This window comes from Amphibacillus xylanus NBRC 15112, from assembly GCF_000307165.1.
In the GTDB taxonomy this organism is placed as follows: domain Bacteria; phylum Bacillota; class Bacilli; order Bacillales; family Amphibacillaceae; genus Amphibacillus; species Amphibacillus xylanus.
In genome coordinates this window covers 300,060-317,709 of sequence record NC_018704.1, presented here as the reverse complement: position 1 = coordinate 317,709, position 17,650 = coordinate 300,060, and the positions used below count along the sequence as shown (strand labels likewise).

The 17,650-nt window shown below is 36.2% G+C and carries 17 protein-coding genes and 1 riboswitch; of the genes, 3 read left to right on the top strand and 14 right to left on the bottom strand.

Going from position 1 to position 17,650, the window contains the following annotated elements; translation table 11 throughout:
• Window positions 1-22 precede the first annotated feature (22 nt).
• Window positions 23-940, bottom strand: coding sequence for a UDP-N-acetylmuramate dehydrogenase (murB, locus tag AXY_RS01690; RefSeq protein WP_015009053.1), 918 nt, complete (start codon window positions 938-940; stop codon window positions 23-25).
• Between the two features lie 164 nt (window positions 941-1,104).
• A complete protein-coding gene (gene argF, locus AXY_RS01685) occupies window positions 1,105-2,046 on the bottom strand; it encodes an ornithine carbamoyltransferase (protein ID WP_015009052.1) in 942 nt (313 codons plus the stop codon).
• A 250-nt stretch (window positions 2,047-2,296) separates the two neighbouring features.
• Between argF and AXY_RS01680 the strand changes: the two genes are divergently transcribed.
• Window positions 2,297-3,196: a DUF4349 domain-containing protein gene (locus AXY_RS01680; RefSeq protein WP_015009051.1), complete on the top strand. Its 900-nt coding sequence runs from the start codon at window positions 2,297-2,299 to the stop codon at window positions 3,194-3,196.
• A 72-nt stretch (window positions 3,197-3,268) separates the two neighbouring features.
• Here AXY_RS01680 and ddlA read toward each other — a convergent pair whose 3' ends face one another.
• From ddlA to pflB, 10 genes are all read right to left on the bottom strand, one after another.
• The gene (gene ddlA / locus AXY_RS01675) at window positions 3,269-4,369 is read right to left on the bottom strand and encodes a D-alanine--D-alanine ligase (protein ID WP_015009050.1); all 1,101 of its coding nucleotides are present in this window, start codon (window positions 4,367-4,369) and stop codon (window positions 3,269-3,271) included.
• A 27-nt stretch (window positions 4,370-4,396) separates the two neighbouring features.
• Window positions 4,397-4,813, bottom strand: a complete 417-nt coding sequence (locus AXY_RS01670; RefSeq protein WP_015009049.1) for a DUF4064 domain-containing protein — start codon at window positions 4,811-4,813, stop codon at window positions 4,397-4,399.
• Between the two features lie 200 nt (window positions 4,814-5,013).
• Entirely contained in the window at window positions 5,014-5,661 is a 648-nt protein-coding gene (gene thiE, locus AXY_RS01665) for a thiamine phosphate synthase (protein ID WP_015009048.1), read from the bottom strand.
• Between the two features lie 3 nt (window positions 5,662-5,664).
• Window positions 5,665-6,465 carry a hydroxyethylthiazole kinase gene (gene thiM, locus AXY_RS01660; RefSeq protein ID WP_015009047.1) on the bottom strand — a complete coding sequence of 267 codons (801 nt, stop codon included), beginning with the start codon at window positions 6,463-6,465 and terminating at the stop codon, window positions 5,665-5,667.
• Window positions 6,465-7,289, bottom strand: a complete 825-nt coding sequence (thiD, locus tag AXY_RS01655) for a bifunctional hydroxymethylpyrimidine kinase/phosphomethylpyrimidine kinase (protein WP_015009046.1) — start codon at window positions 7,287-7,289, stop codon at window positions 6,465-6,467. Before thiD ends, thiM begins: the two co-directional genes overlap by 1 nt.
• An 84-nt stretch (window positions 7,290-7,373) precedes the next feature.
• A riboswitch (TPP riboswitch) is annotated at window positions 7,374-7,477 on the bottom strand.
• Between the two features lie 62 nt (window positions 7,478-7,539).
• Window positions 7,540-8,049 (bottom strand): signal peptidase I, encoded by a 510-nt coding sequence (lepB, locus tag AXY_RS01650; protein WP_015009045.1) that lies wholly within the window; start codon window positions 8,047-8,049, stop codon window positions 7,540-7,542.
• Between the two features lie 99 nt (window positions 8,050-8,148).
• A complete protein-coding gene (locus AXY_RS01645; RefSeq protein WP_015009044.1) occupies window positions 8,149-8,604 on the bottom strand; it encodes a flavodoxin in 456 nt (151 codons plus the stop codon).
• 128 nt (window positions 8,605-8,732) lie between these two features.
• Window positions 8,733-9,152 (bottom strand): organic hydroperoxide resistance protein, encoded by a 420-nt coding sequence (locus tag AXY_RS01640; RefSeq protein ID WP_015009043.1) that lies wholly within the window; start codon window positions 9,150-9,152, stop codon window positions 8,733-8,735.
• 152 nt (window positions 9,153-9,304) lie between these two features.
• A complete protein-coding gene (gene pflA, locus AXY_RS01635) occupies window positions 9,305-10,057 on the bottom strand; it encodes a pyruvate formate-lyase-activating protein (RefSeq protein ID WP_015009042.1) in 753 nt (250 codons plus the stop codon).
• Between the two features lie 140 nt (window positions 10,058-10,197).
• Window positions 10,198-12,456: a formate C-acetyltransferase gene (gene pflB, locus AXY_RS01630; RefSeq protein WP_015009041.1), complete on the bottom strand. Its 2,259-nt coding sequence runs from the start codon at window positions 12,454-12,456 to the stop codon at window positions 10,198-10,200.
• Between the two features lie 411 nt (window positions 12,457-12,867).
• On the opposite strand from pflB, the gene AXY_RS01625 reads away from it, so the two are divergent.
• Window positions 12,868-13,128, top strand: a complete 261-nt coding sequence (locus tag AXY_RS01625) for a hypothetical protein (protein WP_331708989.1) — start codon at window positions 12,868-12,870, stop codon at window positions 13,126-13,128.
• Between the two features lie 51 nt (window positions 13,129-13,179).
• Window positions 13,180-15,792 carry a bifunctional acetaldehyde-CoA/alcohol dehydrogenase gene (gene adhE / locus AXY_RS01620; RefSeq protein ID WP_015009039.1) on the top strand — a complete coding sequence of 871 codons (2,613 nt, stop codon included), beginning with the start codon at window positions 13,180-13,182 and terminating at the stop codon, window positions 15,790-15,792.
• An 86-nt stretch (window positions 15,793-15,878) separates the two neighbouring features.
• Here the strand turns inward: adhE and AXY_RS01615 are convergent, their stop codons facing one another.
• Both AXY_RS01615 and AXY_RS01610 read right to left on the bottom strand, forming a co-directional pair.
• Complete coding sequence (locus tag AXY_RS01615; RefSeq protein ID WP_015009038.1) at window positions 15,879-16,655, bottom strand: ABC transporter ATP-binding protein; 777 nt, start codon at window positions 16,653-16,655, stop codon at window positions 15,879-15,881.
• 198 nt (window positions 16,656-16,853) lie between these two features.
• Window positions 16,854-17,648 carry an ABC transporter ATP-binding protein gene (locus AXY_RS01610; protein ID WP_015009037.1) on the bottom strand — a complete coding sequence of 265 codons (795 nt, stop codon included), beginning with the start codon at window positions 17,646-17,648 and terminating at the stop codon, window positions 16,854-16,856.
• Window positions 17,649-17,650 lie beyond the last annotated feature (2 nt).

The window sequence follows — 17,650 nt, the reverse complement described above, 5'->3', positions numbered from 1 at the left end:
TGTTTTTATCAAATATTAATGTTTATTCATCTTCACCAATAATTCTCACTTCACGTTCAAGCTCGACGCCAAACTTTTCTTTAACAGTTTTTCTAACCATTTCAATTACAGCAATGTAATCAGTCGCTGTGGCGTTGTCTTTGTTAACAATAAAGCCAGCATGCTTTGTTGAAACTTCTGCTCCACCTAAGCCTTTTCCTTGTAAGCCACTATCTTGAATCAATTTACCGGCAAAATATCCCGGTGGGCGTTTAAATACACTCCCACATGACGGATATTCTAATGGTTGTTTAGATTCACGTTTTTCTGTTAAATCATCCATGATGGCTTTTATTTCTGCTGGATTACCTTCAGTTAATTTGAAGTGCGCTTCGACTACAATGTAATCATTGTCTGGAATATTACTTGTTCGATAGTCAAAATCAAATTGCTCATTCTTTAATGTCAGTAGTTCACCTGAGCGATCAATGACAATCGCATGGTCTAAGCAATCTTTAATTTCTCCTCCATATGCACCCGCATTCATATACAATGCGCCCCCAACTGTACCTGGAATTCCACAAGCAAATTCCAAGCCAGATAGCGATTGTTTAAGTGCATAATAGGATGTATCAATGATGCTTGCACCACTTTCCGCAATCACCATATCTCCTTGATGTCGAATTGTATTTAGTTTTTTTAGGTTCATGACAATTCCACGAATACCACCATCACGAACAATTAAATTTGATCCATTCCCTAATAACGTAAAAGGAACTTTTGCTTCATTTGCAAAACGAACAATCTCTTGAATTTGTTCAACTGACTCTGGCATCACAAAGAAATCAGCTGCACCGCCAAGTTTAGTATACGTATGGTTTCGTATCTGTTCATCAATTAAAAGATGATCAGCACCGACAATTGAAATTAGCTTTTCTTTTATTAAATGACTTTTGGTCATTTCGATCATATCCTTTAAACTATTTATTGCAAATTCAAGTTTGCACAATCTCAATTATAACAGGGATACGATTGAATCGCCAATAGCAATTCAGCACTGATTTTGTCAAATCATGAACTGTTAAGGTAAAAAAAGAAGATGGTTTTACCATACTCATAAAAAGACTAATCTGCCATTAACGCTACCATTAATGCCTTTTGGGCATGGAGTCGATTTTCTGCTTCTTGAAACACGACTGAATGGACACCATCAATAATGTCAGCTGCCACTTCTTCTCCACGGTGAGCAGGCAAGCAATGCATAAATATATAGTCCGATTTTGCATGGTCTAGTAATTGTTGATTGACTTGATAACTAGCAAATTCTTTAAGTCGTTTTGCTTGCTCCTCTTCTTGCCCCATACTTGCCCAAACATCAGTATATATAACATCAGCACTTTTAACGGCTGCGATTGGATCTGTAGTAACCTCGATTATGGACCCCGTATCTTGAGCAATTTGTTTTGCTTTTTCTACAATAGATGCTTGTGGTAAGTATTGTTTCGGTGATGCAATACTAAAATTCATTCCCATTTTAGCTGCACCAATCATTAATGAGTTTGCCATATTATTACCGTCTCCAACAAAGGCAAGCTTTAATCCAGCTAAAGTTCCCTTTACCTCTTCAATTGTTTGTAAGTCAGCTAGGACTTGGCACGGATGAAAGTCATCTGAAAGTCCATTAATAATTGGAATTGTCGCATGACTAGCTAATTCTTCAATATCAGATTGGTGATAAGTTCGAATCATAATGCCATCAAGGTAGCCAGATAATACTTTCGCAGTGTCTGATATCGTTTCTCCACGCCCTAACTGAATATCATTTGTACTTAAAAATAATCCCGTTCCACCTAATTGATAGATCCCAGTCTCAAACGAAACACGAGTGCGTGTTGATGATTTTTCAAAAATCATCCCCAAAACTTTTCCTAGTAATGGTTGATAGGTTTTGCCTGCCTTCTGTTTTGCTTTGAGCTCTTTGGCCAATTGGAGTAGATAAGATATTTCCTCTGTTGAATAATCAAGTAAAGTTAAAAAATCTCGACCCTTAAATTTATTATTATTCATCATGATGCACCCTCTCTATATTATTTTTTCACAAAATGCGTTGACAAGAACGCATCATTAACTAGTCTCTAGTCCGAGCACTATTAGTTTAGATGTATTATTATTCATAATAAAGTATATTAATTCATTAGTAAAGCATTTTTTTCTATTTTTATTATTTATTATTGGTATATAATGAAAATATGAAGCGTAACCTTTTTCAACAAAGAGCGTCTGATTGTGTAGCTAGACTAATTAAGGGGGTCTATTTATGAAAAGAATCATGTTTGGCCTTGTTGTACTAAGCTTATTATTATTTGGTTGCAGTAGTCATGAAGCTAGGGACAGCGAATCAAGCTATGATATGTCTGTAAGTGAAGGTGGAATGATTGAATCAGACATGTCAATTGGTTCAACTGGAAGTCTACCAATTGATCCAATAGAACCGACAGCGCCTGATTTAAAACAGTTAGAAAACGTGAATCGAAGAATTATTTATAATGCCTATCTTGAATTGGAAGTAAAACAATATTTAGAAGTCGTATCAAGCATCGAACAAACTGTAAATGAGATGAATGGTTACGTTGTTTCAAATCAAACGAGCCTTTTAGACGATGAGTTGCATTACGGTCATCTGACACTCCGCATCCCTCAAGAGAGCTTAAATTTGTTTTTTGACTTTTTAGATGGTCATGATCAAATCTATATTCAGCATCGGGACTTAGTCGGAGAAGATGTGACAGAACAATATGTAGACTTAGAGACACGGCTAAAATCTCGACAGGAGCTTGAGGCTCGACTCTTAGCATTTATGGAGGAAGCTAAGTCAACTGAAGATCTCTTGAATATTTCTAGAGATTTATCGAATGTCCAATACGAAATTGAAATGATTAAAGGTCAAATGAATTACATTAATAACCGAGCAGATCTAGCTACTGTTGAACTCAATTTGACGGAGCTACAAACTGAATTTGCCCATGAACAGAATTTAAATGTATGGGAAAGAACTAAGGAACAGTGGTTAATTAGTTATAACAATCTGTTGATTGGAGCTACAAACTTATTTGTTTTTATTGTTGGTAACTTACCAATATTAATCGTGATTGCAGCAATTGGTGGCTTGATTTATTTTGGCTATCGAAGAAAAAACAACAGGAACACTTCTGAATAAAAACATAAAACCTTCAATGATTAGCTGATTTTGAAGTTAATTTCAAATTCACTAACGATTGAAGGTTTTTTATTATTCAAATACGGCACTTTTTAATTGTTGCTTTCGTTCGTGACGCTCGAATGCTAACTCAATTAAGCGATCAATCAGCTTAGGATATGGTAATCCAGTTATTCCCCATAATCGAGGATACATACTGATTTTCGTAAAACCGGGAACAGTATTCACTTCATTTACGATTAATGTTCCATCTGACTTCATAAAGAAATCAACTCGCGCCATTCCTTCACAATCTAACGTCTTAAACACTCGAATAGCTTCATTTTGAACTTTTTCCGTTTGTTCATCCGTTAATTCTGCTGGTGCTGACAATACCGCTCCTGAATCATCAATATATTTTGATTCATATGAGTAAAAGTCTGTTTGAGGGAGGATTTCACCTGGCAATGAAGCAATTGGCTCATCATTACCAAGAACAGCACACTCAATTTCACGACCTACGATTGCTTCCTCAATTAAAACTTTATCGTCATACATATACGCTTCGGCTATCGCTTGATCGAACTCAGCCTTTGTTTCAACTTTATTTACCCCAACTGATGATCCTTGATTAACTGGCTTAACGAATAATGGTAAGCCTAATTTACTTTGGACAAAGTTGAAATCAATATTTGATTGTTCAAATTTCTTATAGACAAGCCCATTAGCAACAGCGATTCCTGCATCACGTAAAATCCGCTTGGCAAAATCTTTATCCATACTTACCGCTGAACCTAATAAATCAACCCCGACAAAAGGCAGATTAAGCGTTCTTAATAATCCTTGCATACTACCGTCTTCACCAAGAGTTCCATGAATAATTGGAAAAACAACATCAATTTGAGGCAAGACTTCTTTCGTCTCATAGTCAAATACTTGTCCTTGCTTTTCTCCTGGTAAAATAGCAATCTTACTGCTTGTTTTTTTGAGTGAAATAGCTTTAGGGTCGTGCTCATTAAGTAAAAATGAATCTTCCTCATTTACTTGCCAACAACCGTCCTTATCGACGCCAATTAACACAACATCGTATTTCTCACGATCTATCGCATCAATAATATTCTTAGCTGATTGAAGTGAAACCTCATGTTCTGCAGACTTACCACCGAACACAATGGCTACATTTATCTTCCCCATTTAGATCAACTCCTTTAACTATGTACTTTAAGCTAATTTCCGTTTACGGAATAACGCCATCATCGCAGCAATGATAAAGAATACACTACCAACCAAGGCGATAATGAATTGAAGAGAACTAACGAATATACCTACTATTAAAAGAAGAACACCTGCCACTTTTGGTCGTTTATCATTTTTTAATAATAGTATGCTAACAATTCCAGCAGCTTCAGCTAGCACTAGCGTAATAACACCTGCAGTACGCAAAGTTTCAACAAATTCGTCGTAGGTTGGGACATTTTCTAGTTCAGCGGCTTCCTCTTGCATGAATTGTTCGTATATTTCAAGTGCTGCCTCGTCATCACCATGAACATTGATCATTGTCACTCCTGAAATACCAAAGAAAAAGAAAATAGCCATCCCCATAATGATTAAGAAAATTTCAATTCTTCTATTAAGCATTGTTGTCAACACCTCTCTCTTTCTAATCTCTTTACATTCTAACATATAGAAAGATTAACTGACTAATTTAATTATAGTCGTTTTTGTTATATTTATGAATCCAGTTATTTTAGTTAAGCACATTTAAAAAATCGAGAAACCAACTTAATTCATTGGCTTCTCAATTTTTTACCTTTAAGAAATACAACAATCAGATCTAATTATTGATTAGCACTCAAATTTACAAATGCTTGAGCTGCTAACTGGGGTTCGTCAGCTAAACTAATTGCTGAAATAACAGCAACACCATCTGCACCTGCTTTTCTAACAGAAACTACATCAGTCAGCTCAATTCCACCAATCGCAACAATCGGAATATCTGAAACAGCATTTCTAATCTTTTGAATGCCTGATAAACTAATTGGCGCTTTAGCATCTGATTTTGTCATCGTTGGAAAAATTGGTCCTACTCCAATATAATCTACTCCTAAACGTGCCGCTTCAATCGCTTCTTCTACAGATGTAGTCGATAAGCCAATTTTCATCGTTTCAGGTGCTATTTCTCTAATCTGATTAACCGGTATATCATCCTGTCCAACATGAATGCCATCTGCATTGAGATTAATAGCTAGTTCAAGATCATCATTGACAAAAAACGGAACGCGATATTGGTGACAGAGCTTTTGCATTTGTCTTGCTAAATCATATTTTTCAGACCCCGATTTAGCGCTAAAACCTTTCTCTCGAAATTGAAAACAACTGATCCCACCCTTTAATGCTTCTTCTAAGATGAAAAGCGGATCTTTATCCTTCACATTCTGGCTACCTAAAATAAAATAGACAGCTAATGATTCTCGATTAAATACCACGTACTATTCACCTACTTTCTCTAAGCAAAGTCGATCTATAATATCAGCTTCAGTAATACTAGATAGAGCATCTAATAATTCAATTTGAAACTGTCCTGGGAAAGATGTCTTTTCTGCTGCCTTCTCTGCCGCAATTGTAAAATAACTAACTGCAGCTACTACTGCTAAAATACACGATTCGCTAACCGCCAAGAAAGCACCTGCAATTGATGACAGTAAGCATCCCGCACCCGTTACTTTTGTTAATAATTCTGATCCATTGGATACTTGATAAAGAATTTCTTGATTAGCAATATAATCAACTTTCCCTGTCATTAAAATTGGAACATTAAGCTTCTGAGTTGATTGCTTAATAATAGATGGCCCATCTAAAACTTCCGAAGCATCGACACCTCTAGCTGTTGCTCTAAGACCAGCTAAATGACTTATCTCTGCTGCATTTCCTCGAATAAGTGATAAATTAATCTCTGACATAATTCGTTGAGCTGCATGGCTACGAAATGTCGTGACACCTACACCAACTGGGTCAAACACAACTGGAATGCCTTTTTTATTTGCAGCATGACCCGCTACGATCATCGATTCCAATATTTCCGTTGTTAATGTCCCAATATTTAATACGAGCGCATCTGCATGTGCAACGATCTCTTTTACTTCATTTTTTTCATGTGCCATAATCGGCAATGCGCCAAGTGCGTATAATCCATTCGCAGTAAAATTCATTACGACTTGATTTGTGATATTATGGATCAATGGTCGCTCTTGCTTGATTTGTTCAACAAGTTTAATGATTGATTGTTTCATTATTTCTCACCACGCTCATTCGGCAAGCCCTGTAAACGATAACCCCAGTGGTTCGTCGGTCCGTTACCTTTCCCTAATTCTAATGAATACTTAATGGCATCGGTTATATAAGCCTTCCCTTGCTCGACCGCTTCAAAAATTGATTTTCCTTTGGCAAGTTCTGCAGTTATTACAGCAGAGAACGTGCAGCCCGTTCCATGTGTATGAACCGTATGAAATCGCTCTGAACTTAGATGATACAACTGATTACCATCATAAAAAACATCTATTGCCTCACCATCAAGATGGCCTCCTTTAACGACAACAGTTTTAGCTCCAAGTTCAGCGACAATTTCAATAGCTGCTCTTTCCATTTCTTCGATCGTGCGAATTGACCTTCCAACTAATATCTCTGCTTCTGACAAATTTGGTGTAGCCACTGTAGCTAATGGAACTAACTGTTCTTTTATAATAGTCTGTGAGATCTCTTCCATTAATACATCACCACTTGTTGCAACCATTACAGGATCTAAGCAGTATGGGATTTCAGGATATTCTCGTAAATAATGCGAAATTAATTCCATCATTTCAATTGTCGCGATCATTCCTGTTTTAATCGCATTTGGTTTTATATCAGAAAAAACTGACTCTAGCTGTTGATTAATGAAATCAAGTGGCAGATGGTGAATATCTAGAACCCCTAAAGTATTTTGCGCTACTGCAGATGTTAAAACGCTCATGCCATAAACTTCCCGCTCCTGAAATGTTTTTAAATCCGCTTGAATCCCGGCACCACCAGTTGGATCTGTACCCGCTATTGTTAGAGCTATTTTTACATTAGACATTGCATTTCCCCCTTAAAATTTTTAATAAAAAAACCACCCCTAACATAGGAGCGGTTTACATTATTAATAAATAATCCAAATAATATAAGAAATGCTCCACTTTCCTACGTAGGTACTAACCTAATCAGGTTCAAAGGGACCAAAGAAAAATCTTTATCTCAGCGTCATACGCGCCCCTAGTGGAAAAAAACATATTTAATTTTTGTATCTTCATCTAAACACAAACTAATTTTTTATGCAAAAATCTTGATTATGGTTTAACGATACCGATTGAATCTAACGGCCAGATTCTAAAAACAACTTCGCCAATAATTGAATCTTCATCAATCACACCAAATGCTCTGCTGTCATAGCTAAATTTACGATTATCACCCATCACAAAATAAGTTCCATCTGGTATTTCTGTTGATTTAAAATATTTAACTAATATTTCTTCTGAGTTCATGTCTGTTAAATAGTCTTCATCGTAGGCAACATCATTAATATATAAGCGATCATCAATAATCTCAATTTCATCACCTGGAAGTCCGATGACACGTTTAACATAATTATCTACGCCATTCGGTGCGACGAATGCAATCTCATCAAATCGATCAATCTCACTCAGTTTACTAATAATAATTCGGTCACCGTCATAAAGGTTCGGTTGCATAGAATCTCCTTTTACAACTGATGGCGTCATAACAAACGTTCTTACTAGCACTACAATCACTAATGCAATTACTATTGCGTATAACCACGACATGATTTCTTTTAACATTTATAACAACCTCATTTTCTCTCGCTATAACAACAATTATATACCTTTTTTTAGTAAAATCCAATAAAGTTAATCTAACTAAACAAATATTAGCATAACCTACTTCGTGTTGTTGACTTGTTTTACGAATTCCTCAACGAATTGATCAATCTTTTCATCATCTTCAGGTTCTGGAGCTAGCTCAATTTTAAGTAATGGATCGATAACTTCTGCCCCAATCGCTCTGAACTGTTCAGCCATTTTTTCAATTGCAGCACCATAAAATTCATAATATGAATCACATGAACCGAATAGACCGACGACTTTGCCCGTTAGATCTTCATCTGCTAAATCTTCATAGAAATCTTCTAGTTCAAATGGCAAGTCAGCGTCACCCCAAGTATATGTTCCAAATAAAATCGCATCATAATTCTTTAAATCAAGTGCCATTATATCGTCAAACTCAACGTGAAATTTCTTCACAGATAAATTAAATGCTTCTACTTTATCTTTAAGGATATGAGCAATTTCTTCTGTATTACCAGTCATGCTCGTATATACCAATACTACTTCCATTATAGTCACTCCTATATATATATATATAAATATAAATGAACATTATCATAGTTAAGATTCATTATACCTATAGTTTAACAAAAAAATTCGATGAAGCCTATTTCTTCATCGAATCTTTTAAAAAGCGATTAAAGTGCTTTTACATTTAAGTTGACATTAATGTTGTTTCGCGTTGCTTTCGAGTACGGACAGAAATTATGAGCTAGTTCAGCCAAATGCTCAGCTTCCTCTTGTGATACACCTTTTATATGAACATTTAAAATAACACCTATTTTAAATCCTTTATCATCACTATCCTGCATTAAACTAACTTCTGCAGTTATCTCAGATTCAATCTCTTTCTTCTGTCTAGATGCCATTAAGTTTAGCGCTCCATCATAACAAGCTGCATAGCCTGCAGCAAATAACTGTTCAGGGTTTGAGCCTTTTTCATCACTGCCACCTGCTGGATCAACCAGCTTTAAATCTATTATTCCATCATCTGATTTAACATGACCCTCCCTGCCGCCTTTCGCTGTAGCTTTAGAAGTGAACATAACTTTACTCACTTATAATCCTCTCCTCATTGTGTTTTTAATACTTAATTTAGTATTCCTTAATTTCACAACTGCTAAACATAAAAAATAAAGATACAAAAAGAACACCTAGTTTGAGAGCTATTAACCATCTCATTTCAGTGTTCAATTTGTTTAATATATATTTAGTTTAATGGAATAGTTTTTCTGCGATTTAAGATGTCTTCGGCATTTTTAACTCGATCTTCAGTTGGTGGTTTAACTCCTTGTAATGGATAGTCTAATCCTAGCTCTGACCATTTGTAAACACCGAGTTCATGATATGGTAAAACATCGATTTTCTGAACGTTAGACAGTGTCGCAATAAAGTCGGATAAGCGTTGTAGAAGCTGATCATCGTCACTTCCACCTGGTACCAATACGTGGCGAACCCAGATTGGTACTTGCTTTTCATCTAAATAGCGTGCCATATCCAAAATGTGACTATTAGATACACCTGTCAACTTCTTATGCTTCTCGTCATCAATTTGCTTAAGGTCATATAATATTAAATCTGTTACTTCTAATAATGCATCAAGTGTTTTCATAAATCTTGGTGAACGACTAAAGCAACCACCTGATGTGTCAATACACGTATGAATACCAAGTTTCTTAAGCTCCGTAAATAGTTCTAGCAGAAACTCCGCTTGGAGAAGTGGTTCACCACCACTTACTGTTACTCCCCCATTAGATGATTCAAAGTATGGTTGGAAATCCTTAATGTCTTCTATAATTTCTGCAACAGTCATTTCCTTACCACCTGACATCTTCCATGTATCTGGATTATGACAGAACTGACAACGCAGTAAGCATCCTTGTGTAAATATTACATAACGTAACCCTGGTCCATCTACAGTACCTAATGTTTCAATTGAGTGAATCCGGCCTTTAACTGTCATGTTGTGCCCTCCCTAACTAAAAAATAAACTCGATATTATGGCGCAATTAATCTGATGATACTTATACGATCGGCCATAATAAATATTATTCGATCGTATAAGTATGGGAGAAGATGAATCTTCTCCCAATATTTTAATTCTTATAGACTTTCGTGGAAAGTACGGTTAATAACATCAATTTGTTGTTCTCTAGTCAACTTAATGAAGTTAACAGCGTAACCTGATACACGGATTGTTAATTGAGGATATTCCTCTGGACGCTCCATTGCATCTAATAATGTTTCGCGGTCAAACACGTTAACGTTCAAGTGGTGACCTTTCTTCTTAGCATAACCATCTAACATTGCTGCTAGGTTAGCTTTCTGACTTTCTAGGTCTTTACCTAATGCTTTAGGAACGATTGAGAATGTATTAGAAATACCATCTAAAGCATAGTCATAAGGCATTTTAGCAACAGAGTTTAATGATGCTAATGAACCGTTAGTGTCACGGCCGTGTAATGGGTTAGCTCCTGGAGCAAATGGCTCACCAGCTTTACGTCCATCAGGCGTGTTACCAGTTTTCTTACCATACACAACGTTTGAAGTAATTGTAAGGATTGATTGTGTATGAACTGAATTACGGTATGTCTTATGTTGTTTAATCTTATTCATAAATGATTTAACTAAGTCAACACCAATTTGGTCAACGCGGTCGTCGTTATTACCGTATTTCGGATAATCTCCTTCAATCTCGTAATCAACAACGATACCATTTTCGTCACGGATTGTACGAACTTTTGCATGTTTAATGGCACTTAGTGAGTCAACAACAACAGATAATCCTGCAATACCGCAAGCCATTGTTCTTAATACTTCACGATCGTGTAATGCCATTTCAATTCTTTCATAGCTATATTTATCATGCATGTAGTGAATGATATTAAGTGCATTTACATAAACACCTGATAACCAATCTAACATAACATCATATTTCTTCATTACTTCATCATAATCTAGATACTCTGAAGTAATTGGTGCATAAGTTGGTCCAACTTGTGCTTTTGAAACTTCGTCAACACCACCGTTAATAGCATATAGTAATGCTTTAGCTAAGTTAACACGTGCACCAAAGAACTGCATTTGCTTACCAATACGCATTGCTGACACACAGCATGCAATACCATAGTCATCACCATAGTGTGTACGCATAATGTCATCATTTTCGTACTGGATCGCACTTGTCTTAATTGACATTTCTGCACAATAGTTCTTGAAGTTTGTTGGTAACTTAGTTGACCATAGTACCGTTAAGTTTGGCTCAGGCGCAGGTCCTAAGTTATCTAGTGTGTGCAAGAAACGGAATGAGTTTTTAGTAACTAGTGGGCGACCATCCTCAGCAATACCTGCGATAGACTCAGTTACCCAAGTTGGGTCTCCACTAAATAATTCATTATATTCAGGTGTTCTAGCGAATTTCACAAGACGTAACTTCATAACGAAGTGATCTACTAATTCTTGTGCTTCTTCTTCAGTTAATACACCATTTTGTAGGTCTCGTTCAATATAAATGTCTAGGAATGTTGATGTACGACCAAGACTCATTGCCGCACCATTTTGCTCTTTAATTGCTGCTAGGTAACCAAGGTATAACCATTGGAATGCCTCTTGAGCATTTTTTGCAGGCTTAGAAATATCGAAGCCGTAAATTTCACCTAATTTTTTCAATTCTTGTAGTGCACGGATTTGTTCCATGTGCTCTTCACGGTCACGGATTACATCATCTGACATAACACCGTTACCACCGATAATTGCTAAGTCAGCTTTTTTCGCTTCGATTAATTTATCAACACCATAAAGTGCAACTCGACGGTAATCACCAATAATACGTCCACGTCCATAAGCATCAGGTAAACCTGTTACGACACCTGCGCGACGTGCTGCACGAATTTCTGGAGTATATGCATCGAAAACACCTTGGTTATGTGTCTTACGATATTCTGTAAAGATTTTCTCTACTTCTTCATCTAACTTATAACCATATGATTCAGCTGCAGTAGTTGCCATTCTAATACCACCAAATGGTTGTAAAGAACGTTTGAATGGTACGTCAGTTTGGAAACCGACAACTTTTTCTTTCTCTTTATCCAAGTAACCTGCATCATGAGAGATGATTGTTGAAACGATCTTTGTATCTAGATCATAAACACCACCTCGCTCACGCTCTTCTTTAGTTAATTCCATTACTTGGTCCCATAATTCTTTTGTTGCTTGTGTTGGTCCCGCCAAGAATTCATCTGTTCCTTCGTATAAAGTAAAGTTTTTCATTATAAAGTCACGAACATCAATTTCGTTTTGCCAATTACCTTCACGGAAACCTTCCCAAGGATTGTTTTTTGTAACTTCATCTGCTACTTTCATTTCCGCTACCTCCTCAAATATAATTCAACAATTAATATCTTAATTTAAGTATATACCACTTAGTTTATAAAATGAAGTGAAATAGAGCATCTTTTTAAACTGTTATAGTAAATGTTCATAATTTGTTCAAAATTTGTTCAAAATCGTTTTCTTCCTTTTCGCCTTACTAATTATCTGAAAATTTGTTGGTTTAATAGCGTTTTTAGGGCCTTCTTCTTTTACTGAGATATTAAATTTCATCACATTCAACACGCTGTATTAGTCTGTTGCATTGGGTAACTACCGAAAAACTATAACAGAAATCAACCAATCTACCATTTAGTATCCCGCTTTCGTATAGATTATTTTCTAATGTGAAATCTGTCACAAAGTGTTCACAATTTACTTATTTTGTAAGCGCATTCAGGTGGTATGATAAAAATAGCAAGAGGAAAGGGGGATAAAATGATATTCACAGAGTGGAAAGATTTTAAAACAGACTCAGAATATTACACTAAAAAAAGTTTTGAAGAAGAAATTAATGATCGTTTTAATGCCATGTATTTTGAAGCAGGTGATCAGCTACCAAAATACATTTGGACAGATCATTATGTGGTGATGGTAAAAAATAATACAAGAATGATAAATGATATTTCATTTATTAAAATTCCCCGTCATCCAGAATGTAGTTAATTTTTTTAGTCATCTATGCTCAATACTTCACAAATATTAGGAGGGATAACAATGGTAGCCGTTGTTAAAAAGAAAGAAAAAGATAACCAAGTTAAATTGTCAGCTCAAGAACAAATTGATCGATTAGCAGCTCAAGGTAAAAAAGCATTAAAAGAAATGAAAAAACTAACTCAAGAACAAATCGATCATATTGTAAAGGAAATGGCTCTTGCTGGATTAGATCATCATATGTATTTAGCGAAATTTGCTGTCGAAGAAACAGGACGCGGAGTCTATGAAGATAAGATTATTAAAAATATGTTTGCTACTGAATATGTCTATCACAATGTTAAATATGATAAAACTGTTGGTGTAATAAATGAAAATCCTCACGATGGTGTTGTTGAAATTGCTGAACCAATTGGTGTAATCGCTGGGGTAACACCTGTTACAAACCCGACATCAACAACTCTGTTTAAATCAATTATTTCTATTAAAACTGGTAATCCAATAATATTTGCGTTTCACCCTTCTGCACAAAAATCAAGTTCAGAAGCAGCTAGAATTGTATATCAAGCAGCTGTAAAAGCTGGAGCACCAGAAAACTGTATTCAGTGGATTGAACAACCTTCAATTGAAGCAACGCAAGCTTTAATGAAGCATAAGGATATTGCAACAATTTTAGCAACTGGTGGACCAGGCATGGTTAAATCTGCTTATAGTTCAGGTAAACCAGCACTTGGTGTAGGTGCAGGGAACGTACCTTGCTATATTGAAAAATCTGTTGACATTAAACGTGCTGTAAATGACCTTATTCTATCAAAAACGTTTGATAACGGTATGATTTGTGCTTCAGAACAAGCGATGATTGTTGACGAAGAAATTTACGATATGGTGAAACAAGAAATGATCGATAACAACTGTTATTTCTTATCACCAGCAGAAAAAGCTAAAGTTGAAAAAACTGTAATCAATGAAGAAACAGCTTCAGTTAACCCAGATATCGTTGGTATGAGTCCAGTATATATTGCTGAAAAAGCAGGCATTAAAGTTCCTGAAAACACAAAAATTTTAGTTGCCGAATTAACTGGCGTTGGACCTAAGCATCCACTATCTCGCGAAAAACTGAGTCCAGTTTTAGCAGCTTACAAGGTTAAAAGCACTGAAGAAGGTATGAAACGTGCAGAAGAAATGCTGGAATTTGGTGGTTTAGGTCACTCAGCAGTTATTCATTCAAATGATCAAGATGTTATTGATGAGTATGGATCAAGAATGAAAGCAGGTCGTATTATTGTAAATGCGCCATCTTCTCAAGGAGCAATTGGAGATATTTACAATGCTTACATGCCTTCACTTACTTTAGGCTGTGGTTCTTACGGAGGTAACTCTGTTTCAACTAACGTTGGAGCAATTCACTTAATCAACGTTAAGCACATGGCACGTCGAAACAATAACATGCAATGGTTCAAGATACCGCCAAAAGTGTATTTTGAGAAGAACTCAGTTCAATATTTAGCTAAAATGCCTAATATATCAAAAGCATTTATTGTTACTGATGAGATGATGGTTAAGCTTGGCTACGTTGATAAAGTACTATATCACTTACGTAAAAGATCAGATTATGTTCACTGTGAAATTTTCTCTGATGTAGAGCCTGATCCATCGAAGGAAACAGTTATGCGAGGAGCAGAGGCAATGGCAGCCTTTAATCCAGACGTTATCATTGCTATTGGCGGTGGTTCACCGATGGATGCTGCTAAAGGTATGTGGTTATTCCACGAGCACCCTGAAACTGACTTTAACGGCTTGAAACAAAAATTCTTAGATATTCGTAAACGTGTCTATAAATATCCTAAACTAGGTCATAAAGCACAATTTGTTGCGATTCCAACTACATCTGGTACTGGTTCAGAAGTAACATCATTCTCTGTTATTACAGATAAAGAGCTAAATGTGAAATATCCGTTAGCTGATTATGAGCTAACTCCAGACGTAGCAATTATTGACCCACAATTTGTTATGACAGTACCTAAGACAGTAACAGCTGATACTGGTATGGACGTCTTAACACACGCGATTGAAGCTTACGTTTCAAATATGGCGAATGATTACACTGACGGTTTAGCTATTCGTGCGATTCAATTAATCTTTGAATACTTACCATTAGCATATAAAGATGGTAGCAATGAATTGGCACGTGAAAAAGTTCATAACGCTTCAACAATTGCTGGTATGGCATTTGCCAATGCATTCTTAGGTATTAACCACAGTCTCGCACACAAAATTGGTGGAGAGTTTGGTATCGCTCACGGTCGAGCGAATGCAGTATTAATGCCACACGTCATTCGTTATAACGCACAGAAACCAACTAAGTTTGTCTCATTCCCTAAATATGAGCACTTTATTGCAGACAAACGTTATGCTGAGATTGCTAAAGCACTTGATTTACCTGCAAGAACAGCTGAAGAAGGCGTTGAGAGTCTAATCAATGCCATTTACAAACTAGCTAAACAACTTGATATTCCTATGAGTCTTGCTGAAAATGGCGTTGACGAAAAAGAATTTAATGAAAAACTTGATTATTTAGCTGATAAGGCATTCGAAGATCAATGTACAACAGCAAATCCAAAGTTACCACTTGTAACTGAACTTGCTGAAGTTCTTCGTCAAGCTTATAAAGGATAATTTTAGCTCCTCCCAATTATTTATATAAAAAAACAGCCCTTCATTTTAGTTTTTACTAATAATGAAGGGTTGTTTGTTTAAATAGATTACTTTCGCCAAATTTGCGGACGCTTATCGTGCCAGGTTAATTGGATCTCAGTACCAAAGAATGACGATAAAATTGGTTCTGTCAATAATTCACTTTTATTCCCCGATCGATAGACTTTACCCTCTTTAAGCATTAATACTTTATCAAATATCGGTAAAATTTCGTCTACATGATGTGTAACATATAAAATTGTTGGAGCATCTGGTCGTAAACTAATTTGCTCAACCGCATCCAGTAATGTCTCTTTAGCTAAGAAGTCCAAACCATTAGTAGGCTCATCTAAAATGAGTAGCTTCGGTTGGCCCATTAAAGCACGCGCAATCATCACACGTTGTTTTTCCCCTTGCGATAAAGTGTAGTAAGCACGATTCGCATAATGAAAACAGCCAAGATCCTTTAAAAGCTGTTGCGCTCGTTCCCGCATATCGTCTGTAGGGGTTTGATATAATCCTATTGATGCAAAACCGCCACTTAAAACAATTTGATAGGCACTGTCAGAATCATAAAAGCGTGATTTGATCGTTTGTGATACTAAGCCAATCTCTTGCCGCAGCTCTTCACCTAATACATCTTGACCAAATTTCCTGCCCAATACCTCAATTGACCCCTTTGCAGGAAAGTGATACGCACTTAGCATATGTAATAAGGCAGTTTTACCAGCACCATTCAAGCCTAAGACTACCCAATGTTCACCTTGTTTAACTTGCCAATTGATTTGATCTAAAATCCATTTGCCTTGTCGAATTAACCCAATATCCTTTAAATGAATGACCATGCAAATCTCCCCCAATACTGGAATATTCTTATTATCGCTGATTGATTTGAAAAGTTCGAGTAAAATGAATTTGTTGCTATTAGTATGTTCCCATTATTGGTCATACGAGTATAACTCTAAAAAAGCAAATCTCTCAATCCAAAAAACGAATGTCAGCTGTTTAATAATCAGTGACATTCGTTCAATGAATTCTTTTGCCTATGCTAACACTGCTCGGTCACTACTTAATTGTTGACCGCGTATCCGCTGGAATTCGTGAAGTAGTTTTTCAATTGTTAAGGCGTGTTTTTCAGCACCTGAAATATCTAAAATAATTTGGCCTTTATCCATCATAATTAACCGATTACCTAAGTCCAAAGCTTGCTGCATATTATGTGTCACCATCAGTGTTGTTAATTCTGTTTCTTTAACGATGTTTCTTGTTAAATTGGTAATGAGCTCTGCACGTGAAGGATCTAAAGCTGCTGTATGTTCATCTAGTAGTAATATATCCGGATTAGTGAATGTCGCCATCAGTAATGAGAGGGCTTGACGTTCCCCACCAGATAATAAACCTACTTTCATATTTAATCGGTTTTCCAAACCTAGATTTAACGTCGCAAGCGTTGATTGGAAAAATGAACGACGTTTTTTATTCACACCTAATTTTAACGTCCGATTTCTTTCTCTTGAGTATGCGATCGCTAAATTCTCCTCAATTGTCATCGTAGGTGATGTTCCGGCCATCGGATCTTGAAACACACGACCAATATAGCGTGAGCGCTTATATTCTGGTAGTGCTGTTACATTACGGCCATTAATTAATACATGACCAACATCTGGTTGCAGACTGCCGGAGATCACGTTCATTACTGTTGACTTTCCCGCACCATTACTACCGACAACAGTGACAAAATCACCTTTATTTAAAGTTAAGTTAATATCTTTAAGAACATTTTTTTCATCAGCAGTTGCCTCATTGAATGTTAAGGAAATATTTTTAAGTTCTAGCATGA